General features: G+C 69.3%; 16 protein-coding genes. 7 read left to right on the plus strand and 9 right to left on the minus strand.

Features of this window, described 5'->3' with window-relative positions:
* Nucleotides 1-64 precede the first annotated feature (64 nt).
* The 6 genes from Q0112_RS11380 to Q0112_RS11405 form a co-directional block, all read right to left on the minus strand.
* Complete coding sequence (locus Q0112_RS11380; RefSeq protein WP_297975370.1) at nucleotides 65-481, minus strand: PIN domain-containing protein; 417 nt, start codon at nucleotides 479-481, stop codon at nucleotides 65-67.
* Nucleotides 384-695, minus strand: coding sequence for a hypothetical protein (locus tag Q0112_RS11385; protein ID WP_297975373.1), 312 nt, complete (start codon nucleotides 693-695; stop codon nucleotides 384-386). The genes Q0112_RS11380 and Q0112_RS11385 overlap by 98 nt, the downstream gene beginning before the upstream one ends.
* Before the next feature lie 10 nt (nucleotides 696-705).
* A complete protein-coding gene (sucC, locus tag Q0112_RS11390; RefSeq protein WP_324564901.1) occupies nucleotides 706-1965 on the minus strand; it encodes an ADP-forming succinate--CoA ligase subunit beta in 1260 nt (419 codons plus the stop codon).
* 118 nt (nucleotides 1966-2083) lie between these two features.
* On the minus strand, nucleotides 2084-2596 hold the full coding sequence (locus Q0112_RS11395; protein ID WP_297975378.1) for a superoxide dismutase family protein: 513 nt from the start codon (nucleotides 2594-2596) through the stop codon (nucleotides 2084-2086).
* Between the two features lie 84 nt (nucleotides 2597-2680).
* Nucleotides 2681-3643 (minus strand): malate dehydrogenase, encoded by a 963-nt coding sequence (mdh, locus tag Q0112_RS11400; protein ID WP_297975380.1) that lies wholly within the window; start codon nucleotides 3641-3643, stop codon nucleotides 2681-2683.
* Nucleotides 3644-3724: 81 nt separating this feature from the next.
* The gene (locus tag Q0112_RS11405; protein WP_297975383.1) at nucleotides 3725-4042 is read right to left on the minus strand and encodes a hypothetical protein; all 318 of its coding nucleotides are present in this window, start codon (nucleotides 4040-4042) and stop codon (nucleotides 3725-3727) included.
* Between the two features lie 166 nt (nucleotides 4043-4208).
* Between Q0112_RS11405 and Q0112_RS11410 the strand changes: the two genes are divergently transcribed.
* The 7 genes from Q0112_RS11410 to Q0112_RS11440 all read left to right on the plus strand — a co-directional run bounded on the left by Q0112_RS11410 (nucleotide 4209) and on the right by Q0112_RS11440 (nucleotide 10204).
* Entirely contained in the window at nucleotides 4209-5123 is a 915-nt protein-coding gene (locus tag Q0112_RS11410; protein WP_297975386.1) for a CoA ester lyase, read from the plus strand.
* Nucleotides 5120-5683 (plus strand): NnrU family protein, encoded by a 564-nt coding sequence (locus tag Q0112_RS11415; RefSeq protein ID WP_297975389.1) that lies wholly within the window; start codon nucleotides 5120-5122, stop codon nucleotides 5681-5683. Before Q0112_RS11410 ends, Q0112_RS11415 begins: the two co-directional genes overlap by 4 nt.
* The gene (locus Q0112_RS11420) at nucleotides 5680-6708 is read left to right on the plus strand and encodes a MaoC family dehydratase (protein ID WP_297975392.1); all 1029 of its coding nucleotides are present in this window, start codon (nucleotides 5680-5682) and stop codon (nucleotides 6706-6708) included. Before Q0112_RS11415 ends, Q0112_RS11420 begins: the two co-directional genes overlap by 4 nt.
* 102 nt (nucleotides 6709-6810) lie before the next feature.
* Nucleotides 6811-7203 carry a succinate dehydrogenase, cytochrome b556 subunit gene (gene sdhC, locus Q0112_RS11425; protein WP_297975395.1) on the plus strand — a complete coding sequence of 131 codons (393 nt, stop codon included), beginning with the start codon at nucleotides 6811-6813 and terminating at the stop codon, nucleotides 7201-7203.
* Between the two features lie 10 nt (nucleotides 7204-7213).
* Nucleotides 7214-7594 (plus strand): succinate dehydrogenase, hydrophobic membrane anchor protein, encoded by a 381-nt coding sequence (gene sdhD / locus Q0112_RS11430; protein ID WP_297975398.1) that lies wholly within the window; start codon nucleotides 7214-7216, stop codon nucleotides 7592-7594.
* 11 nt (nucleotides 7595-7605) lie between these two features.
* Complete coding sequence (gene sdhA / locus Q0112_RS11435) at nucleotides 7606-9414, plus strand: succinate dehydrogenase flavoprotein subunit (protein ID WP_297975400.1); 1809 nt, start codon at nucleotides 7606-7608, stop codon at nucleotides 9412-9414.
* 10 nt (nucleotides 9415-9424) lie between these two features.
* A complete protein-coding gene (locus tag Q0112_RS11440) occupies nucleotides 9425-10204 on the plus strand; it encodes a succinate dehydrogenase iron-sulfur subunit (RefSeq protein ID WP_297975403.1) in 780 nt (259 codons plus the stop codon).
* 118 nt (nucleotides 10205-10322) lie between these two features.
* Here the strand turns inward: Q0112_RS11440 and Q0112_RS11445 are convergent, their stop codons facing one another.
* The 3 genes from Q0112_RS11445 to Q0112_RS11455 form a co-directional block, all read right to left on the minus strand.
* Nucleotides 10323-10676: a type II toxin-antitoxin system RelE/ParE family toxin gene (locus tag Q0112_RS11445; RefSeq protein WP_297975405.1), complete on the minus strand. Its 354-nt coding sequence runs from the start codon at nucleotides 10674-10676 to the stop codon at nucleotides 10323-10325.
* Nucleotides 10663-10932: a type II toxin-antitoxin system ParD family antitoxin gene (locus Q0112_RS11450; RefSeq protein WP_297975408.1), complete on the minus strand. Its 270-nt coding sequence runs from the start codon at nucleotides 10930-10932 to the stop codon at nucleotides 10663-10665. Before Q0112_RS11450 ends, Q0112_RS11445 begins: the two co-directional genes overlap by 14 nt.
* Before the next feature lie 117 nt (nucleotides 10933-11049).
* Nucleotides 11050-12635 (minus strand): protein meaA (locus Q0112_RS11455; RefSeq protein WP_297975411.1); only part of this gene is annotated, 1586 nt, incomplete at its 5' end.

Raw genomic sequence — 12635 nt, forward strand, 5'->3', positions numbered from 1 at the left:
CCTGCGAGCCGGTGAGGCCCTGGCAGATGACCTTGGTGTTCTCGTCGACGAGGATCGCCATTCTTCAGCCTTCCTTGAAGGGATTGCGAACCGTCACGGCGCCATAGACGCGCCCGTCGGTCATGTCTTCGCTCAGCACGGTGTCGCAGCCGAGACGTTCGGCGGCGGCGAGAATCGCGCCGTCGTAGTAGTTGAGGCCATGCTCGGCCGAGATGGCGACGCCGCGGCGGACGAGCGCGGCGTCGATGGGCAGAGTAGGGCGCGCCTCCAACGAGGCGAGCCATCCGTCGATCTCGCCGTCGGAGAGCGGCGGCGATGCCTTCCGCCGCACGACGGCGACGAACTCGGCCATGACTTGGGCGGAAATGGCGAAGTCGCTCCGGTCAAGAACGTCCATTGCCACCTTCCACTTCGCCGGATGTGTCCTTTCGGAGATCGCCGCGTAGATCAGAACGTTCGTATCGAGAAAGGCGCTCGGCATAGGCTTCCTCGCGATTCCACTCGCCGATCATGCCGCGGTGGGAATTGCGGGCCATCTCGACCATTTCCATCCTGGCGCGGTAGGCTTCCGGCGTCTCGCCGCCGGTGACCTTGGCCACGAGATCCGAGACGAGATCGTCGACACTCAATCCCCGCTCCACGGCAAGCCGTTCGGCCCGCTGGAAGAGATCATCGTCGATCTTGATGCTCTTCATGACCTGGCGCCTATCCCTTCACCGCCTTGACGATCTTCTCGGCCGCATCGGCGAGGTCGTCGGCGGCGATGATGGCGAGGCCGCTCTCGTTCAGGATCTTCTTGCCGAGCTCGACGTTGGTGCCCTCGAGGCGCACGACCAGCGGCACCTGGAGGCCGACCTCCTTCACCGCCGCGATCACGCCCTCGGCGATCACGTCGCAGCGCATGATGCCGCCGAAGATGTTGACGAGGATGCCCTTCACGTTCGGGTCGGAGGTGATGATCTTGAAGGCTTCCGTCACCTTCTCCTTGGTGGCGCCGCCGCCGACGTCGAGGAAGTTGGCGGGCTCCGAGCCGTAGAGCTTGATGATGTCCATCGTCGCCATGGCGAGGCCGGCGCCGTTCACCATGCAGCCGATCTCGCCGTCGAGCGCGATGTAGTTGAGGTCGAACTTGGAGGCGGCGAGCTCCTTGGGGTCCTCCTCGGTCTCGTCGCGGAGCGCGAGGATGTCCTTCTGGCGGTAGAGCGCGTTCGAGTCGAAGCCCATCTTGGCGTCGAGGCACTTGATGTCGCCGGCGGTGGTGACGATGAGCGGGTTGATCTCGACCATCTCCGCGTCCTTCTCGGTGAAGAGACGGTAGAGCTTGTCGATGAGGTCGACGCACTGCTTCACCTGCTTGCCCTCGAGCCCGAGGGCGAAGGCGACGCGGCGGCCGTGGAAGCCGGAGATGCCGGAGGCCGGGTCGACGGTGAAGGTCAGGACCTTCTCCGGGGTGTTGTGGGCCACCTCCTCGATGTCCATGCCGCCCTCGGTCGAGCAGACGAAGGCGATGCGCGAGCTGACGCGGTCGATGAGGAGCGCGAGGTAGAGCTCGCGGGCGATGTCGGAGCCGTCCTCGATGTAGATGCGGTTGACCTGCTTGCCGGGGGCGCCGGTCTGCTTGGTCACGAGGGTGCGGCCGAGCATCTTCTGCGCCTCTTCGGCGGCCTCCTCGACCGACTTGGTGACGCGCACGCCGCCCTTCTCGCCGGCGGTGGCTTCCTTGAACCTGCCCTTGCCGCGGCCGCCGGCGTGGATCTGCGCCTTCACCACCCAGATCGGGCCGTCGAGCTCGCCCGCGGCGGTCTTCGCCTCCTCGGCGCGGAGCACGACGCGCCCGTCGGAGACAGGAGCGCCGTACTCCCTGAGGAGCTGCTTGGCCTGGTACTCGTGGATGTTCATTTCCGTCCCTCGCCTCGCCCTGCGGCCTTTCGGCTTGGTTAGGCCCGTTTTGCCGCAAGTTGCAATCGAATTAAGCGCGCCGGAGGCGTGATCGGGCCGAAAACGATCTTACGTGATCACATGGGAAATTGCTGTGATCACGAGTGTCCGCGGAGGGGGATTCGACCCGATTCGCCGTTGCGGCTCAGTCGGCTACGATCACCCCGCAGGCGATGCGGTCGCCGGCGTGGCCGGAGGGCTGGGTGGCGTAGTCGTCGGGCATGGCGTGGACGAGGACCGCGGCACCGTCCTCGTCGAAGAGCCGGTTGTCGAGGGCGAGGAAGGTGTCGAGGAGCTCGATCGCCACCGTCCCGTCGGCGCCGACGGTGATGTTGGTCATGTCGCCGGCGTGCGGGCCGCCCTCGACGAGGAAGCCGTGCTCGGCGCCCGTCGGGTTGTAGTGGCCGCCGGCGCTGTCGAACGGCGGCTCGCAGGCGCCGGTCGCGTGGACGTGGAAGCCGTGCGGGCCGGGCGGCAGGCCCTGGAGCTCGCCCTGGATCATCACCCCGGCCGGCGTGCTGTTGAGGACGAGCGTGCCGAGGGCCGCGCCCTCGGCAGAGGTCATCGCCGCCTGGGCGGTCTTCACCTGGTCGTCCTGCGCCAGGGCGGGGACGGCGGACAGAAGCGCAAGCGCAAGCCCGGCTCGCATGAGGTGCATGACACGTTCCTCCCTGAATGTGCGTCTCAGGGGAAACAGCTTAGCACGGGCTTGCGTTCCCGCCGAACGGAAGCGCGGCAGGCCTCAGGCGAGGCGGGTGTCGATGGCCTTGCACGCCTCGACGAGGCCGCGCACGGCCTCGACCGACTTGTCGAAGGCCGCCTTTTCGCCGCGGTCGAGCTTGATCTCGACGACGCGCTCGATGCCGCCGGCGCCGATGACGGTGGGGACGCCCACGTACATCCCCTTGAGGCCGTAGGCGTTCTCGACCCAGGCGGCGCAGGGCAGCACGCGCTTCTGGTCCTTGAGGTAGGCCTCGGCCATCTCGATCGCCGAGGCGGCGGGGGCGTAGAAGGCCGAGCCGGTCTTGAGCAGGCCGACGATCTCGGCGCCGCCGTCGCGGGTGCGCTGGACGATGGCGTCGAGCTTCTCCTGGGTGGTCCAGCCCATCTCGACGAGGTCGGGGAGCGGGATGCCGCCGACGGTCGAATAGCGGGCGAGCGGCACCATGCTGTCGCCGTGGCCGCCGAGCACGAAGGCCGAGACGTCCTTGACCGAGACGTCGAACTCCTCGGCGAGGAAGTGGCGGAAGCGGCCGCTGTCGAGCACGCCCGCCATGCCGCAGACCTTCTGCTTCGGCAGGCCGGCGAACTCGCGCAGCGCCCAGACCATGGCGTCGAGCGGGTTGGTGATGCAGATGACGAAGGCGTTCGGGGCGTGCGCCTTGAGGCCGTCGCCGACCGCCTTCATCACCTTGAGATTGATGCCGAGCAGGTCGTCGCGGCTCATGCCCGGCTTGCGCGGGACGCCGGCGGTCACGATGCAGACGTCGGCGCCGGCGATCTCCTCGTAGGAGTTGGCGCCCTTGAGCTTGGCGTCGAAGCGGCCGATCGGGCCCGACTCGGCGATGTCGAGCGCCTTGCCCTGGGGAATGCCCTCGGCGATGTCGAACAGGATCACGTCGCCGAGTTCGCGGAGCGCGGCGAGATGGGCGAGGGTGCCGCCGATCTGCCCCGCACCGATCAGTGCGATCTTCGCTCTAGCCATCCGTCTGTCCCCCGGTGCGGTGTGAAAACCGGCTCGTGGCTAGCCTCTCGGCGACCGGTTGGCAAGGGGGGCGGAGTGGCTTCAGGCGTCGCTGCCGGCCTTGTCGAGCGGGCGGGCGTCCTGCTCCCAGAGCTGGCCGGCGGCGAGCAGGCAGGTGATGCCGTCGGGCCGGGTCATCAGGATCGTCCAGGTGCCGGTCTCCTCGGAGCTGTAGACCTCGACGATGCCGTTGTCGCGGTTGAGCCCGAGGCTCCTCAGCGTTTCGCCGAAGCGATCCTGCAGCCTCTGCACCACGCGCGTGCGGTCGGCGCAGGTGGTTTCCTCGGCGTTCGCGCCGGGCGTGGCGGCGAGAAGCGCGGCGGCGGTTGCGGCCCGGACAAGGAACGAGAGATGCGGCAAGGTCCTGCTCCTTCTGCCTCGCGGGGCTTCGCTGTCCCCGCGTTCGTGGTGGAAAATCTCCGGGCGAAAGGAGAACCCTTTGTTAACGAAGCGCGCGCTCCGCGCGGCCACCGCGCAACGGGTCGGGGCAATTGGCGCTTGTCTTTCGCGGGAGGTGGGGTAAGTCATGTCGCGGTGCAGCAAAAGCTTCCGGGACGCCATGCCGCAGGACGATCATCCCTACCGTTCCGTCCTCTACATGCCGGGCTCGCGGCCGCGGGCGCTGGAAAAGGCCCGGTCGCTGCCGGCCGATGCGCTGATCCTCGACCTCGAGGATGCGGTCGCGCCGGCCGAGAAGCCACGGGCGCGCGAGCTGGTCGCCGAGGCGGTGGCGGCGGGCGGCTACGGGCGGCGCAAGCTGCTGGTGCGGGTCAACGGCCTCGACACCGCGTGGGGCGAGGCGGACCTGGCGGCGGCCTGCGCCGCGGGGCCGGATGCGATCCTGCTGCCCAAGGTCGAGACGCCGGCGGACGTGACGCGGGCGGCCGATCTCCTCGCGCGGCACGGGGCGCCCGAGGGCTGCACGATCTGGGCGATGATGGAGACGCCGCGGGCGATGCTGAACGCCGGGGCGGTGGCCGGGGCGCATCCGCGGCTCGAGGGATTCGTCATGGGGACGAACGACCTCGTCAAGGAGCTGGGCGCCGCGCACACGCCGGACCGGCTGCCGCTGGTCGCGAGCCTCGGGCTCTGCCTGCTGGCCGCCCGCGCCGAGGGGCTGGTCTGCGTCGACGGGGTCTTCAACGCCTTCCAGGACCAGGAGGGGCTGCGCGCCGCCTGCGTGCAGGGGCGCGAGATGGGCTTCGACGGCAAGACGCTGATCCACCCCGACCAGCTGGCGGTGACGAACGAGGTCTTCGCGCCCTCGCCCGAGGACGTGGCTCTGGCGCGCGAGCAGGTCGCGGCCTTCGAGGCCGCCGAGGCGCGCGGCGAGGGGGTCGCGGTCGTCAACGGGCGGATCGTGGAGAACCTGCACGTGGTGACGGCGAAGCGGCTGCTGGCGCGCGCGGCGGTGATCGCCGAGCTGGAGGCGGCGCAATGACCCTGCTCGTCCTCGGACTGCTGCTCTGGACGGCGGTGCATCTCTTCAAGCGGGCGGCGCCGGGCGCGCGCGCCGCGCTGGACGGGGCGGTGGGCGCCGGGCCGGCGCGCGGCGTCATCGCGGCGTTGCTGCTTCTCGGCACCCTGCTCATCGTCGTCGGCTTCCGCCGGGCGCCGGTCGTGCCGGTCTACGATCCGCCGGGCTGGGGGATCCATCTCAACAACCTCCTGATGATCTGCGCGGTCGGACTGCTCGGGGCCGGGCATTCGAAAGGGGTCGCGCGGACCTGGATGCGGCATCCGATGCTGACTGCCGTGCTGATCTGGGCGGTGGCGCACCTGCTGGTGAACGGGGACCGCGCCTCGCTCGTCCTCTTCGGCTGGCTCGGGCTCTGGGCGATCGCGGAGATGCTCCTCATCGGCGCGCGCGAACCGGCCTGGGTGCGGCCCGGGCCGGGGACGACGGCGGGCACGGTGCGCTGGGTGGTCATCTCGGTCGTGCTCTTCGCCGTGATCACGGCGATCCACGGCTGGCTCGGCTACTGGCCCTTCCCGCAATGACCAAGACGCGCGCCGGCAACTTCTTCGAGGACTATGCGGTCGGCCAGGTGCTGACCCACGCCGTCCCGCGCACCGTCACCGAGGGGGAGCGGGCGCTCAACACGGCGCTCTATCCCGCCCGATTCGCGCTGACCTCGTCGGACGAGTTCGCGCGCGCCTCGGGGCTGCCGCGGAGCCCGATCGACGAGCTCGCCGCCTTCCACATCGTCTTCGGCAAGACCGTCCCCGACATCAGCCTCAACGCGGTGGCGAACCTCGGCTACGCCGAGGCGCGCTGGCTCGAGCCGGTCTGGCCGGGCGACACGCTGACCGCGACGAGCGAGGTGATCGGCCTGCGCGAGACCTCGAACGGCAGGAGCGGCGTCGTCTGGGTGCGCTCGACCGGCTGGAACCAGCACGGCCGGGCGGTGCTGCGCTACTGCCGCTGGGTGATGGTCAGGAAGCGCGACTCCGCGTCGCCGGCACCCGAGGCGGTGGTGCCCGAGCTCGCGCCGGCGGTGGCGGCGGGCGATCTCGTGGTGCCGGCCGGGCTCGACTTCACCGGCTACGACTTCGCCCTCGCCGGCGAGCCCTGGCGCTGGGGCGACTATGCGGTGGGCGAGCGGATCGACCATGTCGACCGGGTGACGGTCGAGGAGGCCGAGCACATGCTCGCCACCCGGCTCTGGCAGAACACGGCCAAGGTGCATTTCGACGTCACCCAGCGCGAGGACGGCCGGCGGCTGATCTACGGCGGCCATGTCATCAGCCTGGCGCGGGCGCTGAGCTTCAACGGGCTGGCCAACGCGCAGCTCGTCGTGGCGATCAACGCCGGCAGCCACGTCAATCCCTGCTTCGCCGGCGATACCGTCGGCGCCTGGAGCGAGGTGCTCGACAGGGCGGAGACCGCGGCGCCGGGGGTGGGCGCGCTGCGGCTGCGCACCGTCGCCGGCACGGGGCCGGCCTTCGCGCTGCGCGACGAGGCGGGGAAGTACCTGCCCGAGGTGCTGCTCGATCTCGACTACTGGGTCCTGGTGCCGCAGTGATCAGGCCGCCTTGCAAAGGGGCACCGTCTGGTGCCATTAACGATTCATCCACCCAGCTCACGTGCTGACGCAATATTATGTCAGGGGAATGCGGAGGTAGACATGTCTGACGCCAACCGGGGAAACCGGCCGCTTTCACCCTTCATGATCGGACCGATCTACCGGCCGCAGATCAACTCGATCATGTCGATCAGCCACCGGCTGACCGGGCTCGGGCTGGCGCTGACCGCGATGCTGCTGGTCTGGTGGTTCCTGGCGGCGGCGACGGGACCGGAATACTTCCGTTTCGTCGACGGGCTGCTGACCTCGTGGATCGGCACGCTGGTCATGGTCGTCTCGCTCGCGGCGCTCTGGTATCACTTCTTCACCGGGCTCCGGCATCTGGTCTGGGACGCCGGGGTGGGACTCGAGAAGGCGCAGATCCGCCCGAGCGGCATCGCCGTGCTGGTGGCGGCGGGCGTCATGACGCTCCTCACCCTCGTCATCGCGCTCTGAGGAGGCCGCCATGCAGTTCCGCACCGACAGGCAGCGCGTCCAGGGCCTCGGGGCCTCCGGCGACGGCGTTGGGCACTGGTGGAGCCAGCGGATCACCTCGATCGCGCTGGTGCCCCTGACCATCGTCTTCATCTTCCCCTTCGTGCAGGCGCTCGGCTCCGACTTCGAGCGGGTGCGCGAGGTCTACAGCCACCCGTTCAACGCGGTGGTGGCGATCCTCTTCTTCGCGGTCGGCTTCCGCCACCTGCAGCAGGGCATCCAGGTGGTGATCGAGGACTATGTGCACGACAAGCCGCTCATGGTCGGGCTGCAGCTCGCCAACACGCTGCTGACCTTCGCCTTCGCGATGACGGCCATCTTCGCGGTCGCCATGATCGCCTTCGCCGCCTGAGGAGCCCCGACATGGCCGCATACGAGTTCACCGACCACAGCTACGACGTCATCGTGGTCGGCGCCGGCGGGGCGGGCCTCCGCGCCACGCTCGGCATGGCCGAGCAGGGCCTCAGGACCGGCTGCATCACCAAGGTCTTCCCCACCCGCTCGCACACCGTCGCCGCCCAGGGCGGCATCGCCGCCTCGCTCTGCAACATGGGGCCCGACCACTGGCAGTGGCACATGTACGACACCGTGAAGGGGTCGGACTGGCTCGGCGACACCGACGCGATGGAGTATCTGGCGCGCGAGGCGCCGAAAGCGGTCTACGAGCTCGAGCACTACGGGGTGCCGTTCAGCCGCACCGAGGACGGGCGGATCTACCAGCGGCCGTTCGGCGGGCATACGACCGAGTTCGGCGAGGGGCCGCCGGTGCAGCGCACCTGCGCGGCGGCGGACCGGACCGGGCACGCGATCCTGCACACGCTCTACGGGCAGTCGCTGAAGAACAATGCGCAGTTCTTCATCGAGTTCTTCGCCATCGACCTGATCATGACCGAGGACGGCATCTGCCAGGGCGTGCTGGCCTGGAAGCTCGACGACGGGACGCTGCACCGGTTCAACGCCAAGATGACCGTGCTCGCCACCGGCGGTTACGGGCGGGCCTATTTCTCGGCGACCTCGGCGCATACCTGCACCGGCGACGGCGGCGGGATGGTGGCGCGGCAGGGTCTGCCGCTGCAGGACATGGAGTTCGTGCAGTTCCATCCCACGGGGATCTACGGCGCGGGCTGCCTGATCACCGAGGGGGCGCGCGGCGAGGGCGGCTACCTGACGAACTCCGAGGGCGAGCGGTTCATGGAACGCTATGCGCCCACCTACAAGGACCTCGCCAGCCGCGACGTGGTGTCGCGCTGCATGACGATCGAGATCCGCGAGGGCAGGGGGGTCGGACCGCTCAAGGACCATATCCACCTCAACCTCAACCACCTGCCGCCCGAGGCGCTGGCCGAGCGGCTGCCGGGGATCTCGGAATCGGCGAAGATCTTCGCCGGCGTCGACGTGACCAAGGCGCCGATCCCGGTCTTGCCGACGGTGCACTACAACATGGGCGGCATCCCGACCAACTACTGGGGCGAGGCGCTGAACCCGACGGAGCACAATCCCGACGCGATCCAGCCCGGCCTGATGGCGGTGGGCGAGGCCGGCTGCGCCAGCGTCCACGGGGCGAACCGGCTGGGGTCGAACAGCCTGATCGACCTCGTGGTCTTCGGGCGGGCGGCGGCGATCCGCGCCGGCGAGGTGGTGGAGCGGGGGACGCCGAACCGGCCGCTCAACGCGGCCTCGGTCGAGGCGGCGGTCGAGCGGTTCGACCGGCTGCGCCATGCCGAGGGGTCGATCCCGACCGCCGAGCTCCGGCTCAGGCTGCAGCGCGCCATGCAGGAGGACGCCGCGGTCTTCCGTACCGCCGAGGTGCTGCAGAACGGCTGCCGCCAGGTGAAGGCGATCGCCGACCAGATGCCGGACATCAAGGTCACCGACCGCTCGATGATCTGGAACTCCGACCTGATGGAGACGCTCGAGCTCACCAACCTCGTCCCGAACGCGCTCGCCACCATCGTCGGGGCGGAGGCACGGCACGAGAGCCGCGGTGCGCACGCCCGCGAGGACTTCCCCGACCGCGACGACGGGAACTGGCGCAAGCATACGCTCGCGGTGGTGCATCCGGACAATGCGGTGACGCTGAGCTATCGCCCCGTCCACCTCGATCCGCTGACGCCGGTGGAGAAGGGCGGGATCGATGTGAAGAAGATTGCGCCCAAGGCGCGGGTGTACTGAGGAGCGGGCGATGGTCGAGTTCACGCTGCCACGCAACAGCCGGATGGTCACCGGCAAGACCTGGCCGAAGCCCGAGGGCGCGACCAACGTCCGGACCTTCCGCATCTACCGCTGGGACCCGGACTCCGGGCGCAACCCGCAGATCGACACCTACTTCGTCGACATGGACAGCTGCGGGCCGATGATCCTGGACGCGCTGATCAAGATCAAGAACGAGATCGACCCGACGCTGACCTTCCGCCGGTCGTGCCGCGAGGGGATCTGCGGGTCCTGCGCGATGAACATCGACGGGATCAACACGCTCGCGTGCATCTACGGCATGGACGAGATCACCGGGGACGTGCGGATCTATCCGCTGCCGCACATGCCGGTGGTGAAGGATCTGGTGCCGGATCTCACGCATTTCTATGCCCAGCACGCCAGCATCCGGCCGTGGCTCGAGACGGAGACGGTGACGCCGGAGCGGGAATGGAAGCAGTCGATCGAGGACCGGCGCAAGCTCGACGGGCTCTACGAGTGCGTGATGTGCGCCTGCTGCTCGACCGCCTGCCCGTCCTACTGGTGGAACCCTGACCGCTACATCGGGCCGGCGGCGCTGCTGCACGCCTACCGGTGGATCATCGACAGCCGGGACGAAGCGACCGGGGAGCGGCTCGACGATCTCAACGACGGCTTCAAGCTCTATCGCTGCCACACGATCATGAACTGCACCCAGACCTGCCCGAAGCACCTGAACCCGGCGAAGGCGATCGCCGAGATCAAGAAGCTGATGGTCGAGCGGCGGATGTGAGATGTGAGGCTGCTCGGGGCGGGTGTCGTGCGCGCACGGCATTTGCCATGTCGTTGAAATGACCTGCTGCAACTACCGACGCTTGCCGCATTTCAACGAAGGTTGCCGCGCGCGCAGGTCAGCGGTCGCTCAGGATCCTTAAACGCATCCGGCGCTGGTGGTCCTGAGTGCCGAAGAACACGGCGAGGATGCGTACGCGCCCCTCCTCTCGCGCGCCTTCGATCTGGAAGTAGTAGATTGCCCGGTCGAGCGTGACGTGACGGAGGCCGGGGGCGAGATCCTCGTGAATCGGGCCACGGTGCGGGGCGAGGGCGAGGCGGTCGGCGGAGGCGACGATGCTGCGGATCCGGCGGGCGGCATGGTCGAAGGCTTCCTCCGGGGCTTCGCCGAAGCCGCGGTAGGTTTCGGCCAGGTGGTCGAAAAGCAGCTCGAGATCTCGATGCGCCGCTGCGGCGAACTCAACTCGCCACATCGCGGCGTTTCCGCGCGATCATCGCCTCGACCTGCTCGCTCATCGCCTCCGCGGAGAGGAACGGTCCTTCGAGCCGCTCGCGCAGGATGGCCCTGAGCGCGGCGACGTCGGCCTCGTCGGCTTCCACCTGCCGCCGCAGCAGGTCGATTCCCTGCTGGAGGACGGCGCTCGCACTTGGGTAACGCCCGGCGGCCACCAGCGACCGGACGAAGGCGTCCTGTTCGTCGGTGAGCGAGATCGAGGACTTGACGGTCACCTGTGCTCCTTCCTGGCCTGCTCAGGCACGGTACGACCGGGTAGCACCTGCGTCAAGCGCCTCCCTCATCCCCGTACATGCACCAGGCGAACGGGTCGGGGCGAATCGCCGCCGCGGTCAGGCGGCCTCGCGGGTGGCGGCGTCGGCGAGGGCGACGATGTCGAGCATGATGCGGTTCAGCTCGAAGTCCTTGGGGGTGTAGACGCGGGCGACGCCGGCGGCGAGGAGCTGGGCGGCGTCGGAGTCGGGGATGATGCCGCCGACCACCACCGGCACGTCGGCGAGGTCGGCGGCGCGCATCCGCTCCATGACCTCGGTGACGAGGGGGAGGTGGGAGCCGGAGAGGATGGAGAGGCCGACGACGTGGACGCTCTCCTCCAGGGCGGCGTTGACGATCTGCGCCGGGGTGAGGCGGATGCCCTCGTAGAGCACCTCCATGCCGCAGTCGCGGGCGCGGACGGCGATCTGCTCGGCGCCGTTGGAGTGGCCGTCGAGGCCGGGCTTGCCGACGAGGAATTTTATCCGCCGCCCGAGGTGGGCGGAGGCGGCCTCGACGGCGGCGCGGACCTCGGAGAGGTTGCCGGCGGGGGCGGCGGCCGCCTTGCCGACGCCGGTCGGGGCGCGGTACTCGCCGAAGACCTCGCGCATGGCGGCGCCCCATTCGCCGGTGGTGACGCCGGCCTTGGCGGCGGCGATCGAGGCGGGCATAACGGTGGCGCCGGCGCGAGCGGCGGCCTTGAGGGCGGCGAGGGCCGCCTCGACGGCGGCGGGGTCGCGGGCGGCGCGCCAGGCCTGGAGGCGGGCGATCTGCTCGGCCTCGACGGCCGGGTCGACGACGAGGATGCCGCCTTCGCCGGCGGTGAGCGGCGAGGGCTCGGCCTCGGTGAAGCGGTTGACGCCGACGACGGTGGTGGCCCCCGCCTCGATGCGGGCGAGGCGGGCGGTGTTGGCGGCGACGAGCGCCGACTTCATGTAGTCGATGGCGGCGATGGCGCCGCCCATCTCGTCGATGGTGGCGAGTTCGGCGCGGGCGCCGGCCTTCAGCTCCTCGACCCTGGCGGCGACGGCGGGGTTGCCGTCGAAGAGGTCGGCGTATTCGAGGAGATCCGTCTCGTAGGCCATGATCTGCTGCATGCGGAGCGACCATTGCTGGTCGAAGGGACGCGGCAGGCCCAGGGCCTCGTTCCAGGCCGGGAGCTGGACGGCGCGGGCGCGGGCGTTCTTCGAGAGGACGACGGCGAGCATCTCGATCAGGATGCGGTAGACGTTGTTCTCCGGCTGCTGCTCGGTCAGGCCGAGGGAGTTGACCTGGACGCCGTAGCGGAAGCGGCGGAGCTTCGGGTCGGCGACGCCGTAGTCGTCGCGGCAGATCTCGTCCCAGAGCTCGACGAAGGCGCGCATCTTGCACATCTCGGTAACGAAGCGGATGCCGGCGTTCACGAAGAAGGAGATGCGGGAGACGACCTGCGCGAAGTCCTGCGCGTCGACTTGGCCGCGCACCTCGTCGAGGACGGCGCGGGCGGTGGCGAGCGCGAAGGCGAGCTCCTGCTCGGGCGTCGCGCCGGCTTCCTGCAGGTGGTAGCTGCAGACGTTCATCGGGTTCCACTTCGGGACCGAGCGGTAGCAGTACTGGGCGACATCGGCGATGAGCCGGAGGGACGGCTCGGGCGGGAAGACGTAGGTGCCGCGGGAGAGATATTCCT

This window comes from uncultured Amaricoccus sp., from assembly GCF_937858865.1.
Classification (GTDB): domain Bacteria; phylum Pseudomonadota; class Alphaproteobacteria; order Rhodobacterales; family Rhodobacteraceae; genus Amaricoccus.

Coding starts and splice junctions, on each gene's coding strand:
- Q0112_RS11445 (WP_297975405.1), bottom strand. CDS start 10,676: ATGTGGCGAGTTGAGTTCGCCGCAGCGGCGCATCGAGATCTCGAGCTG.
- Q0112_RS11440 (WP_297975403.1), top strand. CDS start 9,425: ATGGTCGAGTTCACGCTGCCACGCAACAGCCGGATGGTCACCGGCAAG.
- Q0112_RS11420 (WP_297975392.1), top strand. CDS start 5,680: ATGACCAAGACGCGCGCCGGCAACTTCTTCGAGGACTATGCGGTCGGC.
- sdhD (WP_297975398.1), top strand. CDS start 7,214: ATGCAGTTCCGCACCGACAGGCAGCGCGTCCAGGGCCTCGGGGCCTCC.
- mdh (WP_297975380.1), bottom strand. CDS start 3,643: ATGGCTAGAGCGAAGATCGCACTGATCGGTGCGGGGCAGATCGGCGGC.
- Q0112_RS11410 (WP_297975386.1), top strand. CDS start 4,209: ATGTCGCGGTGCAGCAAAAGCTTCCGGGACGCCATGCCGCAGGACGAT.
- Q0112_RS11395 (WP_297975378.1), bottom strand. CDS start 2,596: ATGCACCTCATGCGAGCCGGGCTTGCGCTTGCGCTTCTGTCCGCCGTC.
- Q0112_RS11415 (WP_297975389.1), top strand. CDS start 5,120: ATGACCCTGCTCGTCCTCGGACTGCTGCTCTGGACGGCGGTGCATCTC.
- Q0112_RS11385 (WP_297975373.1), bottom strand. CDS start 695: ATGAAGAGCATCAAGATCGACGATGATCTCTTCCAGCGGGCCGAACGG.
- Q0112_RS11380 (WP_297975370.1), bottom strand. CDS start 481: ATGCCGAGCGCCTTTCTCGATACGAACGTTCTGATCTACGCGGCGATC.
- sdhC (WP_297975395.1), top strand. CDS start 6,811: ATGTCTGACGCCAACCGGGGAAACCGGCCGCTTTCACCCTTCATGATC.
- sdhA (WP_297975400.1), top strand. CDS start 7,606: ATGGCCGCATACGAGTTCACCGACCACAGCTACGACGTCATCGTGGTC.